General features: G+C 47.9%; 19 protein-coding genes. All 19 read right to left on the minus strand.

Translation table 11 applies throughout. The features are described from left to right. Positions 1-107: 107 nt before the first annotated feature. Positions 108-563, minus strand: coding sequence for a dUTP diphosphatase (dut, locus tag ACXX53_RS08565; RefSeq protein ID WP_458568202.1), 456 nt, complete (start codon positions 561-563; stop codon positions 108-110). Next, on the minus strand, positions 547-1806 hold the full coding sequence (locus ACXX53_RS08570) for a M16 family metallopeptidase (RefSeq protein WP_458568203.1): 1260 nt from the start codon (positions 1804-1806) through the stop codon (positions 547-549). Before ACXX53_RS08570 ends, dut begins: the two co-directional genes overlap by 17 nt. Before the next feature lie 56 nt (positions 1807-1862). Further along, the gene (locus tag ACXX53_RS08575; RefSeq protein WP_458568204.1) at positions 1863-2855 is read right to left on the minus strand and encodes a polysaccharide deacetylase family protein; all 993 of its coding nucleotides are present in this window, start codon (positions 2853-2855) and stop codon (positions 1863-1865) included. Between the two features lie 309 nt (positions 2856-3164). Continuing rightward, complete coding sequence (gene pnp / locus ACXX53_RS08580; protein WP_458568205.1) at positions 3165-5396, minus strand: polyribonucleotide nucleotidyltransferase; 2232 nt, start codon at positions 5394-5396, stop codon at positions 3165-3167. A gap of 223 nt (positions 5397-5619) precedes the next feature. Further along, positions 5620-5889, minus strand: a complete 270-nt coding sequence (rpsO, locus tag ACXX53_RS08585; protein WP_458568206.1) for a 30S ribosomal protein S15 — start codon at positions 5887-5889, stop codon at positions 5620-5622. A 138-nt stretch (positions 5890-6027) separates the two neighbouring features. After that, the gene (locus ACXX53_RS08590) at positions 6028-6972 is read right to left on the minus strand and encodes a bifunctional riboflavin kinase/FAD synthetase (RefSeq protein ID WP_458568207.1); all 945 of its coding nucleotides are present in this window, start codon (positions 6970-6972) and stop codon (positions 6028-6030) included. Between the two features lie 124 nt (positions 6973-7096). After that, on the minus strand, positions 7097-8011 hold the full coding sequence (gene truB / locus ACXX53_RS08595; RefSeq protein ID WP_458568208.1) for a tRNA pseudouridine(55) synthase TruB: 915 nt from the start codon (positions 8009-8011) through the stop codon (positions 7097-7099). Then, positions 8008-9075, minus strand: coding sequence for a DHH family phosphoesterase (locus ACXX53_RS08600; protein ID WP_458568209.1), 1068 nt, complete (start codon positions 9073-9075; stop codon positions 8008-8010). Before ACXX53_RS08600 ends, truB begins: the two co-directional genes overlap by 4 nt. Continuing rightward, positions 9056-9418 (minus strand): 30S ribosome-binding factor RbfA, encoded by a 363-nt coding sequence (gene rbfA / locus ACXX53_RS08605; protein ID WP_458568210.1) that lies wholly within the window; start codon positions 9416-9418, stop codon positions 9056-9058. The genes ACXX53_RS08600 and rbfA overlap by 20 nt, the downstream gene beginning before the upstream one ends. A gap of 29 nt (positions 9419-9447) precedes the next feature. Beyond that, the gene (gene infB, locus ACXX53_RS08610) at positions 9448-12309 is read right to left on the minus strand and encodes a translation initiation factor IF-2 (protein ID WP_458568211.1); all 2862 of its coding nucleotides are present in this window, start codon (positions 12307-12309) and stop codon (positions 9448-9450) included. Next, a complete protein-coding gene (locus tag ACXX53_RS08615; RefSeq protein ID WP_458568212.1) occupies positions 12284-12631 on the minus strand; it encodes a L7Ae/L30e/S12e/Gadd45 family ribosomal protein in 348 nt (115 codons plus the stop codon). Before ACXX53_RS08615 ends, infB begins: the two co-directional genes overlap by 26 nt. After that, positions 12618-12929 carry an RNase P modulator RnpM gene (rnpM, locus tag ACXX53_RS08620; protein ID WP_458568213.1) on the minus strand — a complete coding sequence of 104 codons (312 nt, stop codon included), beginning with the start codon at positions 12927-12929 and terminating at the stop codon, positions 12618-12620. Before rnpM ends, ACXX53_RS08615 begins: the two co-directional genes overlap by 14 nt. A gap of 78 nt (positions 12930-13007) precedes the next feature. Further along, positions 13008-14099: a transcription termination factor NusA gene (gene nusA, locus ACXX53_RS08625; protein WP_458568214.1), complete on the minus strand. Its 1092-nt coding sequence runs from the start codon at positions 14097-14099 to the stop codon at positions 13008-13010. Positions 14100-14168: 69 nt separating this feature from the next. Then, positions 14169-14630 (minus strand): ribosome maturation factor RimP, encoded by a 462-nt coding sequence (rimP, locus tag ACXX53_RS08630; protein ID WP_458568215.1) that lies wholly within the window; start codon positions 14628-14630, stop codon positions 14169-14171. Between the two features lie 246 nt (positions 14631-14876). Beyond that, positions 14877-19190, minus strand: coding sequence for a PolC-type DNA polymerase III (locus ACXX53_RS08635; protein WP_458568216.1), 4314 nt, complete (start codon positions 19188-19190; stop codon positions 14877-14879). 177 nt (positions 19191-19367) lie between these two features. Continuing rightward, the gene (proS, locus tag ACXX53_RS08640) at positions 19368-20816 is read right to left on the minus strand and encodes a proline--tRNA ligase (RefSeq protein ID WP_458568217.1); all 1449 of its coding nucleotides are present in this window, start codon (positions 20814-20816) and stop codon (positions 19368-19370) included. 68 nt (positions 20817-20884) lie between these two features. Beyond that, positions 20885-22159: an RIP metalloprotease RseP gene (rseP, locus tag ACXX53_RS08645; protein ID WP_458568218.1), complete on the minus strand. Its 1275-nt coding sequence runs from the start codon at positions 22157-22159 to the stop codon at positions 20885-20887. 113 nt (positions 22160-22272) lie between these two features. Beyond that, positions 22273-23418, minus strand: a complete 1146-nt coding sequence (locus ACXX53_RS08650) for a 1-deoxy-D-xylulose-5-phosphate reductoisomerase (RefSeq protein ID WP_458568219.1) — start codon at positions 23416-23418, stop codon at positions 22273-22275. Between the two features lie 30 nt (positions 23419-23448). After that, positions 23449-24246: a phosphatidate cytidylyltransferase gene (locus ACXX53_RS08655; protein ID WP_458568220.1), complete on the minus strand. Its 798-nt coding sequence runs from the start codon at positions 24244-24246 to the stop codon at positions 23449-23451. Between the last annotated feature and the right edge of the window lie 3 nt (positions 24247-24249).

Below are 24249 nucleotides of genomic sequence, written 5' to 3' on the forward strand. Positions count from 1 at the left end.
AGAAAGGGTGCAGAGCGTACAGCGTCTAATCCGATAAGTCCTCTAAATTACAAAAGCGCTGGCCCCCATATAGGAGCCAACGCTTTATGTATAACAAGTTATGAGTTCTATTTTACGCCTGTATGGCCGAATCCACCTTCACCGCGTGTCGTATCCGATAGCTCTTCAACTTCCACGATCTTTACATGCGGAACCTCCTGGATGACCATCTGCGCGATTCGTTCATTGCGTTCGATGGTGAAAGCATGCTGTCCATGGTTAATGAGCAGTACCTTCACTTCGCCGCGATAATCTGCGTCGATTGTGCCAGGTGAATTCAAGCAAGTGATGCCCTGCTTGTATGCCAGTCCGCTGCGGGGGCGGATCTGCGCTTCCAGCTGCGGCGGAAGCGCCATCGCGAAGCCTGTAGGTACGAGAACACGGTGCCCAGGCGCTATCGTCAGCGGCTCCTTCACAGCTGCATACAGATCGAAGCCGGCAGCCAGCTCAGACATACGCGCCGGCAAGTTCACATCTTCATTGCCTGGCAATCGTTTAAATTGAACTTCATACTGTTGGTACAAGACAATCCCTCCTAATAGCTGAGATCGCTTGATCGTTCGCGCCAACCATTGCTACCGCAAATGGCTTTTCAACCATGCGCTGAAGAATAACGTCCACATCTTCCATCGTTACCGCGTCGATACGTGCAATCATTTCATCGAGTGTATAGTGTTTGCCGAGCATCAGCTCGTTCTTTCCAAGTCGGTTCATACGGCTTCCTGTGCTCTCGAGGCTAAGAATCAGACTTCCCTTCAACTGTTCCTTCCCTTTGCGCAGCTCGTCTGCCGTCATCCCTTTAACCGTCATATCCTTAAGGATCTCCATCGTCAGTTCCAGCACATCTTTCGTCTGCTTAGGCGCTGTGCCAGCATAAACCGTGAATAAGCCGCTGTCTGCTGCAGATGAATGATAGGAATACACGGAATAAGCCAAACCGCGCTTCTCCCTAATCTCCTGAAACAGACGCGAGCTCATTCCCCCGCCGATGGTGTTGTTCAACAAGATCATCGCATAAATTCGAGGATCTGATATGGAACAACCAGGCAAACTCATGCAGATATGATTCTGCTCGGTCTTCTTCTGGTGATAGAGCAGATCGCTCTGAAACTCAGGTACATAGATCTGTTCCTGCCCTTGATCATTGCTGAAATCCCCAAAGTGCTTCTCCAGCAAATCAACAATCGAAACGTCAATGTTACCTGCAACCGCTATAACCGTATTGGAGATGGTATAGTGCTGCTTCATATATTGACGAAGTGTGTCCGGCGTCATGCGCTGCAGCAATTGTTCCGTTCCTAAGATCGGATATGCCAGCGAATGAGAGCCATAAGCTGCGCGAGTCACTAGATCATGCACCATATCATCAGGTGTATCTTCATACATCGATATTTCTTCCAGTATGACATTACGTTCCTTCTCCAGCTCCTCTGATTGCAGCTTAGAACGGAAGAACATATCTGACAGCACATCTACCGCAATCGGCAAATGCTCATCCAACACCTTAGCGTAGTAGCACGTGTACTCCTTAGATGTAAAGGCGTTCACATTGCCGCCTATCGCATCAAATGACTCAGCAATATCTTTCGCGTCAAAACGCTCTGTTCCCTTGAACAACATATGTTCTATAAAATGGGAGATACCGTTCGTGTCCTCATTCTCATATCTGGAGCCGGTCTTGACCCAAATTCCGAATGATACGGAACGGCAGGTAGGTATTCTCTCTAAGACGACTCGCAAGCCGTTTCGCAATTGCAGTTTCTCCAACGGAGGTCCTCCTCAACCGTGATGAATGCTATACTATCCTACCAAATATCTGCACTTTACTCAACTTTACCATCCATAATACGGGATTCAGATAAAGTTTCACTGACTGTGCCTAACGTTAAAGAGCGCTTTTTGATCATTTGAATCAAGTCCCCAAGCGCTTGACTGGACGGTGCTGTCGGATGCATCAAAATCAACATACCTGCTCCTGTCTTATTGCGGATTCGCTCAATAATTGTCGCAGGGCTAGGCTTCTGCCAGTCAATGGTGTCCGCAGTCCACAACACAGTTTTCATCCCGAGCTGATTGGCAACCTTCAACGTTGTTGCATTCAGGTCTCCTGACGGAGGTGCAAACCATTTGCTATTGACTCCTGTAGCTTCCTTAATATAACGCTCTGCCTTCGATATTTCTTCGCGCTGTCTGCTTTCGTCCAGATGACTCATTTTGGGATGTGAATAGGCATGGTTGCCGATCTCATGTCCTTCATCAGCTATCTTTTTCGCTAGTTCTGGATTCTTTCTTACCCATGAGCCATCAAAGAAAAAAGTTGCCTTAACCTGTTCCTTCTTCAACGTATTAAGCATCGGCTCAATATACTCGCTTCCCCAAGCCACATTGATCATAATTGAGGCCATTGCTTTATTCGAATTGCCTTTGAATATAGGCTGGGGAGGCAATTGATCCAAAGTTATCTTAGGCGGTACTTCACGGTATACGAGCTGAAGCGGAGCATCCTTGCCCGCTTCCTTCGTCTTTTTGTAGCTGGCATCGACATCTACTTCTAAGCCATTATAGCCTGGTATCGCCTTCCACACCCGGTCCACCTGAGCATCAATCGGTGCGACATACCGCTGCTTAGCTTCTTCTCTAATTCGTGTCATCAGCGCATCCTCCGACACAGTGTCGCTTGGCGCAGCAGATGCCTGCATCACTATTTCTTTCTGTTCCTTTATAAAGCTGCCAACGTCAGTCCATTCTGCAATCAGTATGACAGCTAGACTGCTCATCAGAATAGTAATGAGTTTGCGCATTGTAAACTTCGTCATGACGTTCTTCCCTTCTATGGTTGTCCCTCTATAGTTGTCCTTCCATTGCTAACATTCTATGCACAACGCCCCATCGTTATGCGGTCAGTTGCAAAGACTAGACATGAAGAAGGAATGATTGAAGAGAAGCAAGCATATTATACCATTTGGAACTAATCAGGATTCCCATTACTTTTGTCATCATATTGTATTCAGCAGAGTCGAATGAGAACATACAAAAAAAAGAGCCAGAAATATTCTGCCTCTTTCCTTGCTTGATTCAGGTGAAACAACCTCTTAGAACACGATGGTCATAAGAGGTCGATTGTATTAGGATTGAGTTGGGCGCGGGCTGCGCGGACCTTGTCCATTGCCTGATGGTCTGCGATCGCGATCACGTCCGCGGTCTCCTCCACGATCTCCTTCACGGTCACGCGGTCTTGGTCTAGGCGCTGCGGAAGTTTTCACAACACCTTCCGCTGTTGGATCGAGTATAACCTTATGAGATAGGTTAATACGACCTTGTGGATCGATCTCAACAACCTTAACCTCGATCTTATCGCCGATAGCGACAACATCCTCTACTTTCTCAACACGTTCAGTAGACAATTGAGATACATGCACTAAGCCGTCTTTGTTCGGCAGAATTTCAACAAATGCGCCGAATTTCTCAATACGCTTAACTGTACCTGTGTATATTTCACCAACAACGACTTCGCGAACGATGCCGTCGATAATATCGCGAGCGCGTTCATTCGCTTCTTGGCTAGGTGAAGCGATGAATACACGTCCATCCTGCTCGATATCGATCTTAACTCCAGTTTCTTCAATGATCTTGTTCACGACTTTACCGCCGGAACCGATAACATCGCGGATCTTCTCCGGATTGATCGTCATCGTCAGGATCTTAGGTGCATATTCGGACAGTGATTCACGTGGCTTATCGATCGCTTCGAGCATCTTGCCCAGAATGTGCATACGACCTTCGCGTGCTTGTGCAAGGGCTTGACTCAAGATCTCACGATCGATACCGTCAATCTTAATATCCATTTGAATAGCTGTTACGCCTTCAGCAGTCCCTGCTACCTTGAAGTCCATATCGCCAAGATGATCTTCCATACCTTGAATATCGGACAAGATTGAGAAATGCTCTCCATCTTTGATCAAGCCCATAGCGATACCAGCAACTGGCGCTTTGATCGGAACACCTGCATCCATCATAGCCATTGTGCTTGCACATATGCTTGCCTGTGACGTTGAACCGTTGGACTCAATAACTTCTGATACAAGGCGAATTGTATACGGGAAGTCTGCTTCTGACGGAATAACCTTGGACAATGCACGCTCACCAAGAGCACCGTGACCGATCTCACGTCGACCTGGAGCACGCAAAGGACGAGCTTCACCGACCGAGAACGGCGGGAAGTTGTAATGGTGCATGAAGCGCTTCGATTCTTCCAAGCCTAGGCCATCAATGATCTGAACTTCCCCAAGAGTACCAAGTGTACATACGCTAAGCGCTTGAGTCTGTCCGCGAGTAAACAAGCCGGAGCCGTGAGTACGCGGCAACAGATGAGTGTCACAGTCGATCGGACGAATCTCATCCAATTTTCTTCCATCAGGACGCACTTTATCATGCGTAATGAGGCGGCGAACTTCTTCTTTTACGATGTCATACAGCGTTTCCTTAACATCTTCAAGCTTCTCAGGGGCGTCAGCATAAACTATCTCAAAATGAGCAACGGCATCTGCATTGACTGCATCGATTGCGTCTTGACGAGCATGCTTCTCCTGAATACGAATCGCTTCAACGAGACGCGCTTGTGCAAATGCACGCACTTCCGCGTTCACATCGCTGTCTACAGCGTGAAGATGAACATCCATCTTCTCTTTACCTGCAACTGCTGCGAACTGTTCAATCGTTGCTACTATCGTCTTAATGACTTCATGGCCGAACAGAATAGCTTCAAGCATAATTTCTTCCGGAATCTCATTGCCTTCCGCCTCTACCATCATGATGGCATCCTTCGTACCGGCAACGACTACGTGAATATCGCTCTTCGCTTCTTGCTCAACCGTAGGGTTGATAATAAATTGACCATCTACGCGACCGACAATAACGCCGCCGATTGGTCCGTTGAATGGAACATCAGAAATGCTAAGTGCTGCTGAAGTACCGATCATTGCAGCAATGTCTGGCGGACAATCTTGGTCTACGCTCATGACAAGATCCAGAATCTGAACATCGTTGCGGAAGCCTTCCGGGAACAATGGTCGAATTGGACGGTCAATCAGACGGCTTGACAATATTGCCTTCTCACTCGGGCGACCTTCACGTTTCGGGAATCCGCCTGGAATCTTTCCGACTGCGTACATGCGCTCTTCATAATTGACAGTCAGCGGGAAAAAGTCCAAATCCTTCGGATCTTTAGAAGCAGTCACCGTACATAATACAACTGTATCGCCATAGCGAACCGTTACCGCTGCGTTAGCTTGCTTAGCTAACCGGCCGTATTCCATGACGAACGGTCTTCCGCCTAGATCCATCTCGATGCGATGCATGGAAAATCCCTCCTCAATATGTTGCGTTATAGTTTTCTTAGCTAGTCCCATTATTTCCTGCAATGCTATACAAAAACCGCATCCGCGGCGAAATAATAAGTCTAATTATGTAAAGAGATGCAATGATAAGCACTGCAATACATCCTAACATGAATAAAAAGCAACCCAGTTGCATGCCACACTGTCGCGGGCAGTAACAACCAGGCTGCTTGGTTCAGAGCTATTAGCGACGAAGACCGAGTTTCGCGATCAATGCGCTGTAACGTTTAACATCTTTGTTCTTCAAGTATGCCAGCAATTTACGGCGTTGGCCTACCATCTTCAACAAACCGCGACGGGAGTGGTGATCCTTCTTGTGTGTACGAAGATGCTCCGTCAAGTTCGTAATGTTTTCCGTAAGGATAGCGATCTGCACTTCCGCAGAACCTGTGTCGGAAGCATGAGTCTTGTGCTCTTCGATAAGCTGTTGCTTACGCTCTTGAGTCAATGCCATCCTATTCACCTCCTAAATAATTATTATAGTCCTAAAGCCTCGTAGACGTCGGTGAGATCGTACCACCAAGCAGTGGACTTGCTGCGCTAATGCACAACAATGTGACTAGTATACCACTAGTAAATGACAAAGTAAATGTTAAGATGAAGTTGGATGCAATATTTTACGTGCTTCTTCAGCATCTTGGTTAATTGCCTCAATTAATTCATGGATTGAAGCAAATTTAGCTTCTGGACGAATATATTCAACAAAGAATATCGTCATCGTCTCACCATAAATATCTTCATTAAAATCAAACAAGTGAGCCTCAATGATCGGCTCTAATATATTGCTGTGGAAAGTTGGTTTTAGACCGATGCTTAACACACTATCGTAGGTGATTCCTCTAACCTCGACCTTTACCGCATAAACTCCAAGTCGCGGGATAAAGTAGGGTTCCTCAGGTTGAACGTTGGCAGTCGGGTATCCAATCGTACGACCGCGTTTCTCTCCATGCACAATCTCGCCAGAGATCGTATAGGGACGTCCCAGCAATTGATTCGCGAGCTTAATATCTCCCTCTGCCAAGTAAGCTCGCAAACGAGTACTGCTCACTTTCAGCCCTTCCTCGTTACATGGCTCTACGATATCGACTGTGAAGCAATCTTTGCCCCATTCTTGCATATATGATGCTGTCCCGCTCCCCTTATGTCCAAAGCGATAGTCGAAGCCGCAGACAACATGCTTGGCTCCCAAGCTGCAAACAGCCTGCACAAATTGCTCAGCAGTCGCATTTGCAAACTGATGGTCAAAGTTCACTACGTACATTCGGTCAAGACCCAGCTCGCTCAGCAAGCGCTGCTTCTCTTTTAACGGCGTTAAAAAGCGATCATAGCCTGATCTTCCGAACACTCCCTTCGGATGCGGATGAAAAGTCATCAAGCTCACCGGCAGATGATGCTGCTTCCCATATGCAAGCGCGCGCTCTATAACATGAGCGTGACCCTTGTGTATGCCGTCAAAATGTCCAAGCACTAATACCTGTGGTTTGTAATCAAGCCAACTTGCATCTTGAAGGGAATTCGTTAAAAATATCGTTTCCATGTTGTTCGTATTCCACCCATCCATCTCAGGATTAGTATGTTAATCCATTCACAAATTCAGTTGCAAGGCCGACGCACTTCCAGTTATCCACGAAGATGACCATGAAGTGCGCCTGTCGGCTGCTTTAGGAGGCAAACACTTTAACAGCACGCAAAGCATCACTGCCTTCAGGTACTGCAAATAGCCCGTAAAATGTTCCCTGTTCATCATACAATCGATACAACTGATTCGTCAAAGGTTGGAAATAACAGGCACGGAATGGAATGCCCTTACCTTGAACGGCATAATGTGCAAATGAATCCATTACCGTAATAGCAGGCAAATACGACATTGCCGTCTCAACAGGCATTAATAGCTCCTGCACACTGCCGCGTGCAGCTGCCTCCTGAATCTGCTCAAACGTATAGCACTGCTCCTGTCCAAAATGTGCCGACTTCGTTCTAATTAACGATTCCATTGTCGAGGGAATATCTAATGCTTGTCCTATATCGACACATAGTGTACGGATATAAGTTCCTTTCGAGCAAGTAACCCGTAATCGAACGGTTGGTTCACTCGTTCCCAATTGCATATCCAATATCTCAATATCGTAAACGGTCACTCGCCGAGCTTTGCGATCAACGGTTTTGCCTTCGCGGGCTAGCTCGTATAATCGTTTGCCGTCGACTTTCACCGCTGAATACATAGGTGGAACTTGATCGATCTCGCCGATGAATCGCTGAATAGCTTCGCGCACCTGCTCTTCCGTCAAGCTTGATGCATCTTTCGATGCAATAACAGTACCCGTAGCATCCTCAGTATCGGTTGCAATACCGAAACGAAGCACCGCCTCATACTGCTTCGGCAACTCCTGCAAATACTCTACGATTCGAGTCGCTCTACCGACGCATAAAGGAAGCACACCGGTAACCATCGGATCCAACGTACCGGTATGTCCAATTCTCCGTTCTCTCGTAATGCCGCGCACCTTGGCTACGACGTCGTGAGAAGTCCATCCCTCCGGCTTCCATACTGGAAGCACGCCATCAAGTTTACTCATAAATGCTGCTTCACCTGCTCAATAACCTCATTTATCGCCTCGTCCAACGGCTTTAACAGAGTACAGCCAGCCGCGCGAATATGGCCGCCTCCGCCAAAATGCTGTGCAATTGCAGCTACATTAACTTTTTCACCCGACCGCAAGCTGACTTTGAGTCGCGTCTCTTCCAACTGTTTAAATAATATGCCGACTTCAACGCCCTCTACATTGCGCGGATAATTGACTAGTCCCTCAAGATCCTCATTCAAAGCCCCTGTCTCCTGCATATCCTCAGGTGTTATCCACAGCCAAGATATTCGGTTATCTTCGGAAAAAGTTAGGCGGGACAAGCCACGCTGTATAAGCTTCATCTGTGCTAGCGTCATTTGCTCTAGCAGGCGATCAGCGATTAGATTACCGTTCACGCCATATGCGAGCAGCTTAGAGGCTATAGCCATCACGTGAGGGGTCGTATTACTGTAACGGAACCCGCCAGTATCAGTCAATAATCCAGTATAGAGTATCGTCGCTACATCAACATCCAGCTGAATACTTGCATGTTCATATAAATCGAATAGAATTTCTGCTGTGGCGGCTGCATCTTCCCTAATCAGCGCAACTTCACCGTAGTGATTGTTAGTTGGATGATGATCAATATTCAAAATATGAGCATCGGGTGCGACTCGATTCATAATCTTTCCGATTCGCTCGTAGTCAGCGCAATCCACACAAATGACTGCATTGAACACACGATCTTCAGGCTTATGCTCAAGTTCGCTAATAATGACCGATTTCACATCATACAAGAAATGAAGCCGTCCAGGTATGCGATTCTCATTCATCATCGTATACGTCTTGCCCCAATGACGCAGCAGCCAACCGATAGCTAGTGTTGAGCTAATCGCATCACCATCCGGATGGACGTGGGCAACGACAAGAAAATCATCATGCTCTCGGATAAACTGCAGTGCACGATCAAGATCGTGTCTGTATGTAGCCGGAAACGAACCAGTAACAGGCAGCGCAGCGCTGCCTGTTACATGGTTCGTTTCTTGGTGGCCAGGATTATTGGTCATGTTGTTCATTCCCATCCCGTATATCGTTTAAGATGCGTTCAATTCGACTTCCATACTCAATCGATGAATCTAACTTAAACACTAGCTCAGGTGTGTGGCGAAGCATTATGCGCTTGCCCAGCTCAGAGCGAAGGAAGCCTTTGGCCTTCTCCAGCGCTTTCAGCGAGTTCTCGCGTGCTTCATCATCACCCAAGACACTTAAATAGATCTTAGCCATAGATAAATCATTCGTGACTTCTACTCCGGTTACAGTTAAGAAACCGATACGAGGATCTTTTAATTCCATTTGGATAAGCTGACTTAATTCTTTCTTAATCTGCTCTCCAACACGCCCTGCACGAATTTTGGCCATGACAATCACCTCTAGTTCTGTAAAGCGACTTATTTGCGTTCAACAGCTTCCATGATAAACGCTTCGATAACGTCGCCTTCTTTCATGTCGTTAAACTTATCGATCATGATACCGCATTCGTAGCCTTGAGCCACTTCTTTAGCATCATCTTTGAATCGTTTCAAGGAATCAAGCTTACCCTCATGGATGACAATGCTGTCGCGAATTACGCGTACTTCAGCGTTGCGGGTAATCTTGCCGGATGTAACCATACAACCTGCGATAAAGGTCTTGTTGATCTTGAACAAGTTGCGAACTTCGGCGTGACCTTGAATAACTTCTTTGTATTCTGGATCCAGCATACCCTTCATCGCTTGCTCAATTTCTTCTACGATCTTGTAAATGATACGGTGCAAACGAACGTCTACCTTCTCTTGCTCAGCTGTAAGCTTCGCCTGAGCATCTGGTCGTACGTTGAAACCGATCACGATTGCATTGGATGCAGTCGCCAAGATAACATCCGATTCGGTAATCGCACCTACGCCGGAATGCAGGATCTTAACGCGTACGCCTTCTACATCAATCTTCTGCAAGGAGCCGCGCAGTGCCTCCGCCGAACCTTGAACGTCAGCCTTGATAATAACGTTAAGCTCTTTCATCTCGCCATCCTTGATGTGCTGGAACAGATCATCCAACGTTACGCGAGTGTTCGAGCCAAGCTGGCTTTGACGAAGCGTTGTCGTACGTTTCTCGGAGATCGAACGAGCTTTGCGCTCATCTTCGAATACGATAAACGGATCGCCTGCTTGCGGCACTTCAGCCATACCTGTAATCTCGATCGGTGTAGATGGACCCGCTTCTTTCAATCGACGTCCGCGATCGTTTACCATTGTACGCACGCGTCCGAAGGATGTGCCTGCTACGAGTGCGTCACCAACGCGCAGCGTTCCTTGCTGAACGAGGATGCGAGCGACAGGACCGCGGCCTTTATCCAACTCTGCTTCGATAACCGTACCGCGTGCAGGTTTGTTTGGATTCGCCTTGAACTCATTCACTTCAGCAACGAGCAGAATCATCTCGAGAAGCTCTTCAATACCCATGCGCTGCTTAGCGGAAACGTTAACGAAGATCGTATCGCCGCCCCATTGTTCAGGGACAAGCTCATACTCTGTTAGTTCCTGCATAACGCGATCTGGATTAGCTTCCGGCTTATCAATCTTGTTAACTGCTACGATGATCGGAACTCCAGCCGCTTTCGCATGGCTGATTGCTTCAACAGTCTGAGGCATGACGCCGTCATCTGCTGCAACAACGATAATCGTAATATCTGTAACTTGAGCACCACGCGCACGCATCATAGTGAACGCTTCGTGACCTGGTGTATCCAAGAACGTGATCTTCTTATTGTTGATCTCAACTTGATATGCACCGATATGCTGAGTGATACCGCCGGCTTCGCCGCCAGTAACGTTTGTCTTGCGGATGGAGTCGAGCAAGGTAGTCTTACCATGGTCGACGTGACCCATGATCGTTACGACTGGTGGACGAATCTCAAGTGTTGTTTCTTCGTCAGCTTCTTCAACCTCTTCGAACGGATCCTCCTGTACAGGAAGCTTAAGTTCAACCTCAACCTTGTAGTCATCCGCAATAAGCTGGATTGTATCAAGGTCAAGCTCTTGGTTAATAGTTGCCATAACACCCATCATAAACAATTTCTTGATGACTTCAGACGCATCTTTATGGAGAAGCTTCGCAACTTCACCAACTGTCATCGTACCGCGTACGATAACTTTCTTCGGTGTATTATCAATCTTTTCACGCACTTCTTGAGGACGGCCGCCTTGCTTGCCTCTTCCTTTGCCGAAGCGTCCACCGCGTGCATTGTTGCGTGAATCATCGAAGCGCTTGCCGCCTTGGCCTTGGCCTTTGCCGCCGCGACCACCATTGCGCTCTTCTTCATTATATTTGTTCGGGCGCGGATTCTGGTTCAGGCGAGCCGGTTGCGGCTTCTCTACTACAGAACGCGCTGGTGCTGGAGCCGCTGGCTTCGAGGATGAACCGCGATTGCCGCCGTAGCCGCCTTGGCCTTGACCAGCAGGACGTTGGCCGTCACGTTGACCGTCACGGTTGCCGCGGTAGCCGCCTTGACCACCCTGCCCTTGACCTTGTGGTCTTTGACCTTGGTTATCGCGAGGACGGTACGGACGATCTCCGCCTTGTCCTTGGCCACCTTGACCTTGACCTTGCGGTCTTGGGCCTTGGTTGTCGCGTGGACGGTACGGACGATCTCCGCCTTGTCCTTGACCACCTTGACCTTGACCTTGCGGTCTTGGGCCTTGGTTGTCGCGCGGACGGTACGGACGGTCTCCGCCTTGTCCTTGGCCACCTTGACCTTGACCCTGCGGTCTTTGACCTTGGTTGTCGCGATTGCCGCGATAGCCGCCCTGGCCTCCTTGGCCCCCTTGACGTTGGCCATCACGATTGCCGCGGTAGCCGCCTTGACCGCCCTGGCCTTGACGTTGGCCGTCGCGATTACCGCTGTGTTGACCTTCAGGACGTGAATTCGAACCTTGTTCGCGCGGAGCACGCTGCTCACGAGGCTCACGCTGCTCGCGCTGTTCACGTTGTTCGTTCTGTTTCGGCGTTTCCGCCGATACGTTTGGTGATTGACTTACTTGTGCTTGAGGTTTAGAAGTCTGAACCTCTCGCTTGGCTTGTGCATTTGCTTTGACATCTTTAAAAAATTGCTCTACTTTACCCACAGCATCATTCTCCATTACACTCATATGATTGTTAACAGGCACACTAAGACGTTTTAGAATCGTAATAATTTCTTTGCTGCTCATGTTAATTGACTTAGCATATTCATAAACTCTTAATTTGTCCTTATTGTCCTTCTCTTGTTTGCTCAATATACTCCACCTCCGACATAGTCATAAGCACGCTCTTCATCATTGTCGCAAAACCATGGTCCGTCACAGCGACGATGACACGGTCAAGCTTACCTATGCTTTCGCCAAGCTCATCGCGAGTAAATCCGATGACGAGTGGAACGTGGTAGGTCCGACACTTGTCGCGAAACTTCTTCTTCGTGTTCTCAGAGGCATCGCCGGCTACGAACACAAGATGAGCTTGCTTATTACGTACAGCCTTAAATACAATGTCGTCTCCCGTTACCAGTTTGCCTGCGCGCTGCGCGAGCCCCAGCTGGGAGAGCGCTTTATTGTTGATCATCTTCTCGCTCCTTGCCGGCAAGAAACTCGTCTTCCACGCGAATGAAGTCTTGCGCTAACTGCTCATATATATCGGAATGCACTTGATGCTTAAGAGCACGGTCAAGAGCCTTGGATTTGTGAGCCAGCTTGAAGCAGGTCAGCTTACCGCACAGATAAGCTCCACGACCCGACTTCTTGCCCGTTAGATCAATAAGTATTTCGTCCTCAGGTGTCTTTACGACACGGATCAGTTCTTTCTTTGGCATCATTTGTTGACATGCTACACATTTGCGCAGCGGAACTTTTCTCGGTTTCATGACTATGCCTCCTTACGACTCGATCTATCCTTCCAAGGAAGGCGACCGGATCATACGAGAATGGCCGCGCCTCGGTGATTATTCGTTCGCCCACTCGAGATCGCTGTCATCAGCTGAATCTCCGGACAACGGTTCCTCGTCAATTTGTGATTCACTCTTAATATCAATCTTCCAGCCAGTTAACTTGGCAGCAAGACGTGCATTCTGTCCTTTAATACCGATAGCAAGCGACAATTGATAGTCTGGGACGATAACACGTGCCATCTTCTCATCCTCATGAACATCAACTGTCACGACCTTGGAAGGACTAAGCGCATTCGCCACATACTCTTCCACATCTTCAGACCAGCGAACGATATCAATCTTCTCGCCGCGCAGTTCATTCACAATCGTTTGAACGCGCATGCCCTTAGGTCCTACACAGGAACCGACAGGGTCTACTTCCGGATTGCGGGAGTATACAGCAATCTTCGAACGTTGCCCCGCTTCGCGCGCGACCGACTTGATCTCGACGACGCCGTCGAATATTTCTGGAACTTCCAGTTCGAACAAACGCTTCAGCAATCCTGGGTGCGTGCGTGAAAGTGTGATTTGTGGACCCTTGTTCGTGTTCTCCACCTTCGTAATGTATGCTTTCACACGATCTCCGTGCTTGAACTTCTCGTTTGGCATCATTTCATTCAATGGAAGAACAGCTTCAACCTTGCCAAGGTCAATGTAGACGTTGCGCAGATCCTGACGTTGAACGATACCGTTTACGATATCATCCGATTTGTCGATGAACGCATTATAGATCAGTCCGCGCTCCGCTTCACGAATGCGCTGTGTGACAACCTGCTTCGCCGTTTGCGCAGCGATGCGGCCGAATTCACGCGGCGTAACTTCAATTTCGCAGACATCGTTCAGCATATAGTTCGGGTTAATTTCACGTGAAGCTTGGACCGAGATCTCATGTCTAGGGTCCATCACCTCATCTACGACAGTCTTGCGAGCATATACCTTAATAACACCAGTTGCGCGGTTGATATCAACACGAACATTTTGTGCTGCGTTGAAGTTGCGTTTGTAGCTGGAGATCAATGCGGCTTCAATCGCGTCGATCAATATTTCTTTACTGATTCCTTTTTCTCTCTCGATTTCCGACAGTGCTTCGATAAAATCGATACTCATGTCTTAAGCTCCCCCTTCCAGCCGAATATCGGCTCATTTCCATATCATTTTCAATTTTCAGTGAATCATCTAGAATACAATCGCCAGACGGGCGCTTGCTACCTTGTTGAACGGCAGGCTATGCTCTTTTTTGCCAACGCGAACGTTTACCGTTTCACCGTCGAACGATGCAAGCGTACCTTCGAATTCTTTCAGTCCGTTGATGGGTTCATATGTAGTCACATAGACATGTTTGCCGACTGCGCGCACATAATCCTCCACCTTCTTAAGCGGTCTTTCAGCGCCTGGTGAAGAAACTTCAAGAAAATAAGCATCCGCAATCGGATCATTCTCATCTAGCTTCTGGCTAAGATACTCGCTAATAATTCCGCAATCATCAATATCGATGCCGCCTTCCTTATCGACGAATACTCTTAAAAACCAGCTGCTTCCTTCTTTGACGTATTCCACATCCACCAATTCGAATTGATGCTCCTCAAGGAAAGGCGTTACCATTTCTTCAACGATTGAAGTAATGCTCGGTTTGCTCAAGCTGGGTACCTCCCAATACGTTAGGTTAATCTCATCATGATCTATTGTCATATCCGTCATTAGCGCAAATTTAGGTTGGCAACAATGAAAGAGTGGGTTTCCCCACTCTTTCTCAACGGATGTATCCACATGATTACCAAAAAATTATATCACAGCCAGTTGACAAATGGCAAGGGCATAACCTTAACACGCGAACACCAGCACCTCTCCATCGTTTTCCAACGAGTACTTGCTTTGCGATCTCGACTAGAACAACGACAGCTGATTGCTCTCTGGAAGACCGCGGAAGCAGCCCATCTGAGTCATCAATTCAACGATCGTCTTTGTAGCTTTCGAGCGCTGTTGGAAATCCTCAATTGACAAGTATTCGCCGCCTTCACGCGAAGCAGCGATATTCTTCGCCGCGTTCTCACCAATTCCTTGTACAGCTGAAAATGGCGGGATGAGCGACGTGCCGTCAACGAGGAACTTGGTAGCGTCAGAGCGGTATAGATCTAATGGCTTGAAGCTGAAGCCGCGAGCTGTCATTTCCAGCGCCATCTCGAGAATGGAAATCATGCCCTTCTCTTTAGTCGTAGCTTGGAATCCCTTTGCTTCGATCTCGTCAATCAGCTTGCCGATCGCTTCATAGCCTTGGCATAACACATCAATCTCAAAGTCCTCCGCACGAACCGTAAAGTACGTCGCGTAATATTCGATCGGATGATACAGCTTATAGTAAGCCGTCCGCACCGCAGATATGACATAAGCGGCAGCATGGGCTTTCGGGAACATGTACTGGATCTTCAAGCAAGAATCAATGTACCACTGCGGCACATTGCAGTTCTTCATCTCGTCAATCCATTCCTGCGGCAGGCCTCTGCCTTTACGAACACTTTCCGTGATCTTGAACGCAAGACCCGCATCCATTCCCGCCTTATAGATGAGGTACAGCATTATCTCATCTCGACAACCGATAACGGTCTTGATCGTGCAGACACCGTTCTTGATTAGATCCTGCGCGTTGCCGAGCCATACGCCTGTTCCGTGCGACAAACCGGAAATTTGCAGTAGATCGGCGAATGTGGACGGCTGCGCTTCGATCAGCATCTGACGTACGAAACGTGTACCCATCTCCGGCACGCCATAGGTTGCTACCGGCGTACGAATCTGCTCAGGTGTTACCTCAAGCGCAGTTACCGAGTTGAACATACTCATGACTTTCGGATCATTCATCGGGATCGTCGTCGGATCAACACCCGTTAGATCCTGCAGCATACGCATCATAGTCGGATCATCGTGTCCGAGTATATCGAGCTTAAGCAGGTTCTCTTCGAAAGCGTGATAATCGAAGTGAGTCGTCTTCCATTCCGCCGTTTGGTCATCGGCTGGATACTGAACCGGCGTAACATCTTCAACATCGATATAATCTGGAACGACGACGATACCGCCAGGATGCTGACCCGTGCTTCGCTTAACGCCAGTACACCCGGAAGCAAGGCGGTTGAGCTCTGCTCCACGCCATTTCTTGTGATAATCTTCTTCATATTTCTTTGTATAGCCGAAAGCTGTTTTCTCCGCAACCGTACCGATTGTTCCCGCTCGATATACGCATTTTTCACCAAACATAATCTTGGTGAAGTGATGCGCATGCGGCTGATAATCGCCAGAGAAGTTAAGGTCGATATCGGGAACCTTATCGCCTTTGAACCCTAGGAAAGTTTCGAACGGAATATCATGTCCGTCGCCTTTCATCACTGTACCGCAATTCGGACATTCCTTATCCGGCAGGTCAAATCCACTAGGAACGCTGCCGTCTGTAAACCATTCGCTATGCTTACAGTTTTCATTGCGGCAGGAATAATGAGGAGGAAGCGGATTAACCTCGGATATCCCGAGGAACATCGCGACCACTGAGGATCCTACCGACCCCCGTGAACCTACGAGATAGCCGTCTTCATTCGACTTCTTCACCAAGCGCTCCGAGATCAAATAGTTGGCAGAGAAGCCGAACTTGATGATCGGGCCGAGCTCCTTCTCCAATCGAGCAACTACGAGCTCTGGAAGTTCATCGCTATATAGCTTCTTCGCCGTTTCATAACACTTCGTACGAATCTCTTCGTCCGCGCCTTCAATAATCGGAGTGAACAACTCGCTTGGAAACAGCTTAATTTCCTCAAAGCGATCCGCAAGCTCGTTGGTGTTCGTGACTACAACCTTCTGAGCGGTTTCTTTGCCAAGGAATTCAAATTCCTGCAGCATTTCTGTCGTCGTTCGGAAATGTGCATCAGGCTTGCGAATATCCTTCAACGGGCTGAAGCCAGTGATCCCGTGAATCGTAATATCGCGGAACAGCTTGTCCCGCGGATTCAAATAATGCGCATTGCCCGTCGCGATGACCATCTTTCCCAGTTTATCACCGATCGCAACCACTTTACGCAGCGCCTCTTGAATCTGCTCAGGAGAACCAACTAATCCTTTTTCGACGAGATGCATGTACATCGTAATCGGTTGAATCTCAAGCACGTCATAAAATTCGGCGACCTGTTCTGCCTCTTCCTGCGACTTATTCAATACCGTCTCGAAGAACTCGCCTTTTTCGCAGCCCGATATGACGAGCAAGCCTTCGCGCATTTCAACCAGCTTACTCTTCGGGATACAGGCCACACGGTTAAAGTATTCCGTATGTGACATCGATATGAGCTTATATAGGTTCTTTTTACCAACCGCATTCAGCGCATAGATACCGCAATGGAATGGTCGGGAGTTGAACAGATTTTGTCCCACATAATCATTCAGCCGATCCAGCATCTCGATCGCTTTAATCTGATAAGCATCGTTAACTAAGCCCAGCAAAATACCTGCCAACGCGATCGTATCGTCAATCGCGCGGTGATGGCTTTCAAGTGATACTTTGTATTTATCCGCCAATGTGTTCAGACGGTGATTTTTCATCGTTGGGTGAAGCAATCTAGCAAGTTCCAATGTATCCAGAACCGGATTGGTCATTTCCGGCATGCCCAGCTTCTTCAAGTTATGCTGTACGAAGCCCATATCGAAGCGCGCGTTGTGCGCCACAACGATCGCATCGCCCGAAAATTCAACGAATCGCTTCAGCACTTCGTCAACCTCAGGAGCACCCTGTACCATCTCATCCGTAATATTCGTTAACTGCTGAATGTTGTATGGAATTCGTTCATGAGGATCCACAAATGAAGCATACCGATCTATTTCCTTACCATCCTGCATCTTGACCGCTGCAAGCTCAATAATCTTGTTGCTGGAAACAGACAAGCCCGTGGTCTCGATATCGAATACGACATAAGTAGCTTCCTTAAGATTGCGAGGTTCCGGATTGAGCACAACTTGAGTATCATCATTGATTACGTTGGCTTCAAGACCGTAAATAATCTTCATGCCGTGCTTCTTACCTGCTTTAGCCGCTTCCGGATAACAATGCACGTTCGAGTGATCCGTAATGGCAATCGCTTTATGTCCCCATTTTGCAGCTTGCTTCACATAATCACTTATCGATGTAACAGCATCCATCGTGCTCATTGACGAGTGAAGATGGAATTCTACCCGCTTGTCAGCTGCATTATCCTGACGTTCCGGCGGCGCCGTCACTTCCATAATGTCGGAGGCGATCATCGCAAGCTCAGGAATCTGCATAAAGCGGTCATACTCGACGCGTCCGCGAACTCTTACCCATTTGCCATTTGCAATCAAGTTTAATCGCAGCACGTCATCTTTCGTCTTGGCAAACATTTTAACCAACATCGAATCCGAGAAGTCTGTTACATTGAACGTATACAGTGTGCTGCCATTGCGCAGCTCTTTAACCTCTAATCCGAATACAGTACCCTGAAGCGTTACTCGCTTCTCCTCATCCTGCACATCCATAATCGGAGTTGGATTATCCTTGATCTCATATCCATATTGCAGCTTCTCCGGAATTTCACCAGCTTCGACCGCCGCCTGCTCAGCAGCAGCGCGCTCAGCCTCTTCCATCAGCTTGGATACAGCCTCTCGCTCTTCCGCCACCAGCTTCGCCTGAAAGGCTTCGACTGCTTCCGTATCATTGCCCAGCTTCAATTGGACACGAACGGTTCTTGAGAAATACGTCACGAAAAATTGCTTGATCATCTCATCAATTTGCTTCTTCTTAGCGAGTTCCAATGACATCTGATCCGTCAAGGATAAGATGACAAGGTCGCCTTCAACCTCGAGCAGCGCTCGACTCAGCCAGCCATTAACCGACGCCACTTCACGCTTCGCCCATTCAATAAACAAGCCCCAGTAAGCTTCGACTAGCTCTTGATGTGAAACAGAATCTTCATATTGAAAAATGATGCGAATCTTCGCGATATGCGACATCTTATCTTGTACTTTCAGACAAAAGGTACGATAAGCCTCTGACGGAACTACGGACGGTTTCGTAATATATATAGTCCACTCTCGATTCGTACGGCTCGTTTCAACACGTTCGATCCATCCGTCATGAAAGAATTGCTGGACAAATTCTCCTGGCAAATCAACCTGTTTGAGAAGCAGCTCAAATCGCTGTCTCTTATCCGTCATTGCTCAACACCCCTCCTGATGATATTTATAACGGTGATATCGTAATACATAACTAACTTGCTATAACGACGTCAAAGGCGAAAGAAAAGGCTTCCGTCTGTCGAGTAATCGTACGGATGTCCGTTCAACTTCCCACATCGAAAGCCTATTCACTGCCTATCTTAATCCCTCTGTTGATTAGTAAGCTCGCGCAAATACAACCGTATGCTTCGCTTCTTCACCACACACGAGGCATGTATGCTTCTTCTCGCTTGGTTCAAATGGAATGTTGCGGCTCGTTGCGCCTGTTTCGTCCTTGACATGCTTCTCGCATGCAAGTGATCCGCACCAGCCTGCTAGTGTGAATCCGCGTTTATCTTCCATCTGTGCTTTCATCTCATCGATCGTGTCAACCGAATAATAATGAGTGTTGCGGAATTCAAGCGCGCGATCAAACATCTCCTGGTGAACATCAGCGAGCATCTGCTTCACTTCTTCTGCCAGATTCGCTTGCTGTACGATGCGTTTCTCACCGCTAACACGGGAGACGAGTACACATACGCCATTTTCCATATCGCGCGGACCAATCTCGAGACGGACTGGAACACCACGCATCTCATATTCGTTGAATTTCCAACCTGGGCTCATATCTGAACGGTCATCCATACGAACGCGGACGCCTGCCGCTTTCAGCTCAGCATACAGCTCGTTCGCCCGGCCGACAACCTGATCACGCATCTTCGCAGGACCAATCGGAATCATAATAACTTGAGTTGGAGCGACCTTAGGCGGAAGCACAAGTCCGCGATCGTCACCGTGAACCATGATCAAGGATCCGATCAGACGTGTACTTACTCCCCAAGAAGTCGTATGTGCATACTCTTGTGTGTTCTCGCGTCCAAGGAATTGAATATCGAAAGCGACAGCAAAGTTCGTACCCAGATAATGAGAAGTACCTGCTTGTACAGCACGGCCATCCTTCATCATTGCTTCGATCGAATAGGTATCGACAGCGCCGGCAAATTTCTCAGAAGGCGTCTTCTGACCTACGATGACTGGGATCGCTAAATAATTCTCGACGAAATCTCGATAGATCTCGAGCATCTGCATCGTCTCTTGACGTGCTTCCTCTTCCGTCTCATGAGCTGTATGTCCCTCTTGCCATAAAAACTCGCTTGTGCGCAAGAAAGGCAGCGTGCGTTTTTCCCAACGAACAACGTTAGCCCATTGGTTAATCAGCAGCGGCAGGTCACGATAGGATTGGATCCATTTCGAATACATATGGCCGATCATCGTTTCGGAAGTAGGACGAATGGCAAGACGCTCTTCAAGCTTCTCGCCGCCCGCTTCTGTAACCCAAGGAAGCTCAGGGTTAAATCCTTCGACATGCTCTTTCTCTTTCTGGAAAAAGCTTTCTGGAATGAACAGCGGGAAATACGCGTTGCGGTGTCCCGTTTCCTTGAATCGACGGTCCAGCTCTTCGCGAATATGATCCCAGATCTCAAAACCGTCAGGCTTAAAGACGATACAGCCGCGGACTGGCGAATAATCCATCAAGTCTGCTTTCTTGATGACATCAATATACCAGCGCGAAAAATCTTCTTGCTGCGGTGTTATTTCCGTAACAAATTGTTTCTCCTTCGACATAACGGACATGTTCCTCCCGTGAATAAGATGCTCATGATGTTAGTTCAGGTCGAGCATCCTTAACATTATTATCCTCTAACTAATCGCAATATATCATTGTACGTAACGGCTAACATGAGCAGCATCAGCATGGCGAAGCCAATAAAGTGAACGATGCTTTCACGATTCGGGTCGATCGGCTTGCCTCGCAAAGCTTCGATGCCTAGGAATACAAGTCTGCTGCCATCCAACGCAGGTATAGGCAGTAGATTAAATATCCCCAAGTAAAGGCTGAGTACTGCAGTCCACAGCGTGAGCTGATCAATGCCCTGCTTCGCAAATTGACCCGTTACCTCAAATGTACGTACTGGCCCGCCTAGGTCATCCAGAGTAAATTGACCGAATATGAGCATTCGGAATCCTTCAAATATGTTCTTGGTCATGTTGACCATTGCTTTTCCGGAGTACTCCAAGGTTTCCGTAAACGAGGCAGTCCGCGTCGGCAGTACTGGGACTATACCCACTTTCCCGCCTTCTTGACCTTCCATCTTCACTGGTGTCAGCTTCACCTGAAACGGATTGCCGTCTCGCGATACCGTCCATGTCATTTCCTTGCCTTCGGAATCCGCAATCATCTTAATCAGTTTGTCACGATCGCCTCCGATGGCAACGCCATTGACGGTCTCGATGATGTCACCCTTCTCCAGATTCGCCTTATCAGCGGGCATCCCAGCTGTAATCTGGTCAATCTTCACGAAGGTAGGGTTCTCAACCTGCACACCTGTCATCTGAATGTACGCCATGAATAAAAAGAAGGCTAATATAAAGTTCATCACCGGGCCTGCAAAGATGGACAGCGCTCGCTGTCCGACAGTCTTGCTTCCAAACTGTCGATTGTAAGGGGCGATCTGAACTTCATCTCCCTTAACGATCATCATTGCGTTCGGCATCACTTTATACTCGAACTCTTCTTCCTCTACGAGCAAAGTCACGTGAAGGTCATGTTCCAGATCGATAGAAATAACCTCACCGCGAATCACATTCTTTCGCAGGTCAAGTTGGTCAAGATACAGCTTCGAAACTGCATTCTCATTCAATCGGACTGCAATCGTCTGTCCTGGCTGGATATTGACGACCTCCGGATCTTCCCCGGCCATTCGTACGTAACCGCCGATCGGCAGCAGACGCAGCGTATACTTGGTCTCATTTCGCGTATATGCGAATACCTTCGGTCCAAAGCCGATAGCGAACTCTCTGACGAGAATGCCCGCACGTTTAGCAAATATAAAATGGCCCCACTCGTGAATGGTCACGATGACAAAAAATACGAGTATGGACAGAAAAACGACTTGTACCATTTGCACAGCGTTGCATCCTCCTTTGCGTTCTGAGTTCACTGTATGTCTTATACATTAACATTATTAACGGACCCTGCACAAGTGAACCTCGTTTTACAAACGAAAGGCCTCAATCTATATCATTGCGAAAACGAAGATGCAAATCGCCGCGTTTCACGGTCCACTTCTTCAATTGTTGCCAAATCAGGAGCTTGAAGCACATGATGGCGGCTAAGTGCCGTTTCAACGATACGCTCAATATCAAGAAATGAAATCTGTCCGTTTAAGAAACGCGCTACCGCTACTTCATTGGCAGCATTAAATACAGTTGTGGCAGAACCGCCTGCACGACCGCTCTCATAAGCAAATCGCACCATCGGGTAACGTTGCAAGTCCATTTCACGGAAATGAAGCTTGGATACCTGCGCCAAGTTAAGACGCGGAGCAGGACAGTTTAAGCGCTCTGGATAAGTCATCGCGTACTGAATCGGCACACGCATATCTGGCATGCCTAACTGTGCGATGATCGAGCCGTCCACATACTCTACATAGGAATGTATGATGCTCTCCGGATGAATCAGCACATGAATCTGATCATAAGGAAGATTATACAGCCAATGTGCTTCAATGATCTCAAGACCTTTATTAGCCATCGTCGCAGAATCAATCGTGATCTTTTGTCCCATGGACCAGTTCGGGTGCTTCAACGCCTGTTCTACTGTTACTCCATGCAGCTGTTCCCGCGTTAGATCGCGAAAGCTGCCTCCTGATGCAGTCAGGGTAATTGAATGAACTGCACGCTGCGGTTCTCCATTCAGACATTGAAAGATAGCAGAATGCTCGCTATCAATCGGCATAAGCTTAACATGATGCTTCTCAGCAGCGGCTGTAACAAGATGCCCTGCAGTTACTAGGGTTTCTTTGTTCGCAATTCCGATCGTCTTCCCTTTTTCAATTGCGGCAAGGGTTGATTTCAATCCGACACTGCCAACTACAGCTGTTACCACATAATCCGCTTCATCATATGTAGCTACTTCAATAAGCCCTTCGTCACCATATACAAGTCTAGTTCCCGTAGGCAATGAATCACGTACAACGCCAGCTGTATCACGATCAGCTACCGACACGACCTTGGGCCGAAATTGGTTAGCCTGTTTAATAAGCAGGTCTGTATTACGGCCTGCAGCAATTGCAACTATCTCAAATTGATCGGGATGATGGGCCACGACATCTAATGTTTGTGTACCAATCGAGCCTGTCGAACCCAGTACGGAGATCCGTTTCATCCTTGCACCTCTTTTATTCCAAGATAGGGGTTACAGTGTAAGGAGACCAATCAAGTGCACGAACGGAAATACGATCAGCCAGCTGTCGCAGCGATCAAGCACGCCGCCGTGTCCAGGAAGCAAGGTTCCCGAATCCTTCACTCCGCAAACCCGTTTATAAGCAGATTGAATCAAGTCTCCCATCTGCCCAAACACTGCCGCAGACAAGCCTATACCTAGACTCATCGATACGGATAATAGATCAGGGCAGATAAGCATCGCGATTAGCATAACCGCAATAGATGCGGCTACCCCGCCGATCGCGCCTTCAATCGTTTTGTTAGGACTGATTGACGGCCACAGCTTATGCTTGCCGATAGCTCGTCCTGTAAAATAGGCTCCAATGTCAGAAGCCCATATCGCAGCAAATAATATTATGGTCCAAGCAAGGCCATCTTCCATAGAATTACGAGTGATGATCATATATTTGAAACCGACGCCAATATAGAGAGCTCCTAGCCATAGAACGGAAGCTTTCTGAATAGGGACGACATTCTTCGATAATACCGTTACACATAAGAACGCAAACATGGAGAACCACATCAGCGCTTCAAAAGACAGCTCGGTCGTAAGTCCCCAATTCTGCCAAGGTACTGTTACTGATAAGATGATCAAATAACCCATTATGGAAGCAACGTCAAATGTTCGACTGTGATGCATGCGGACAAATTCAAAGTATCCGATTAGAGATAAAGCAATCAGCAGCGCCTCGTATGGCCATTTGCCGATATAGACGAGGACGGCAAAGAGCGATCCTGCAATTACACCCGTGATGATGCGCTGTTTCATAAA

Source organism: Paenibacillus marinisediminis (genome assembly GCF_054343325.1).

Excerpts from the sequence above, each read along its gene's own strand:
- ACXX53_RS08575 (WP_458568204.1), bottom strand. The coding sequence starts at position 2,855 with ATGACGAAGTTTACAATGCGCAAACTCATTACTATTCTGATGAGCAGT.
- pnp (WP_458568205.1), bottom strand. The coding sequence starts at position 5,396 with ATGCATCGCATCGAGATGGATCTAGGCGGAAGACCGTTCGTCATGGAA.
- ACXX53_RS08655 (WP_458568220.1), bottom strand. The coding sequence starts at position 24,246 with ATGAAACAGCGCATCATCACGGGTGTAATTGCAGGATCGCTCTTTGCC.
- rbfA (WP_458568210.1), bottom strand. The coding sequence starts at position 9,418 with ATGGCCAAAATTCGTGCAGGGCGTGTTGGAGAGCAGATTAAGAAAGAA.
- ACXX53_RS08600 (WP_458568209.1), bottom strand. The coding sequence starts at position 9,075 with ATGAACAACATGACCAATAATCCTGGCCACCAAGAAACGAACCATGTA.
- rpsO (WP_458568206.1), bottom strand. The coding sequence starts at position 5,889 with ATGGCATTGACTCAAGAGCGTAAGCAACAGCTTATCGAAGAGCACAAG.
- nusA (WP_458568214.1), bottom strand. The coding sequence starts at position 14,099 with ATGAGTATCGATTTTATCGAAGCACTGTCGGAAATCGAGAGAGAAAAA.
- ACXX53_RS08635 (WP_458568216.1), bottom strand. The coding sequence starts at position 19,190 with ATGACGGATAAGAGACAGCGATTTGAGCTGCTTCTCAAACAGGTTGAT.
- ACXX53_RS08615 (WP_458568212.1), bottom strand. The coding sequence starts at position 12,631 with ATGATCAACAATAAAGCGCTCTCCCAGCTGGGGCTCGCGCAGCGCGCA.
- rnpM (WP_458568213.1), bottom strand. The coding sequence starts at position 12,929 with ATGAAACCGAGAAAAGTTCCGCTGCGCAAATGTGTAGCATGTCAACAA.
- proS (WP_458568217.1), bottom strand. The coding sequence starts at position 20,816 with ATGTCGAAGGAGAAACAATTTGTTACGGAAATAACACCGCAGCAAGAA.
- ACXX53_RS08590 (WP_458568207.1), bottom strand. The coding sequence starts at position 6,972 with ATGGAAACGATATTTTTAACGAATTCCCTTCAAGATGCAAGTTGGCTT.
- truB (WP_458568208.1), bottom strand. The coding sequence starts at position 8,011 with ATGAGTAAACTTGATGGCGTGCTTCCAGTATGGAAGCCGGAGGGATGG.
- ACXX53_RS08650 (WP_458568219.1), bottom strand. The coding sequence starts at position 23,418 with ATGAAACGGATCTCCGTACTGGGTTCGACAGGCTCGATTGGTACACAA.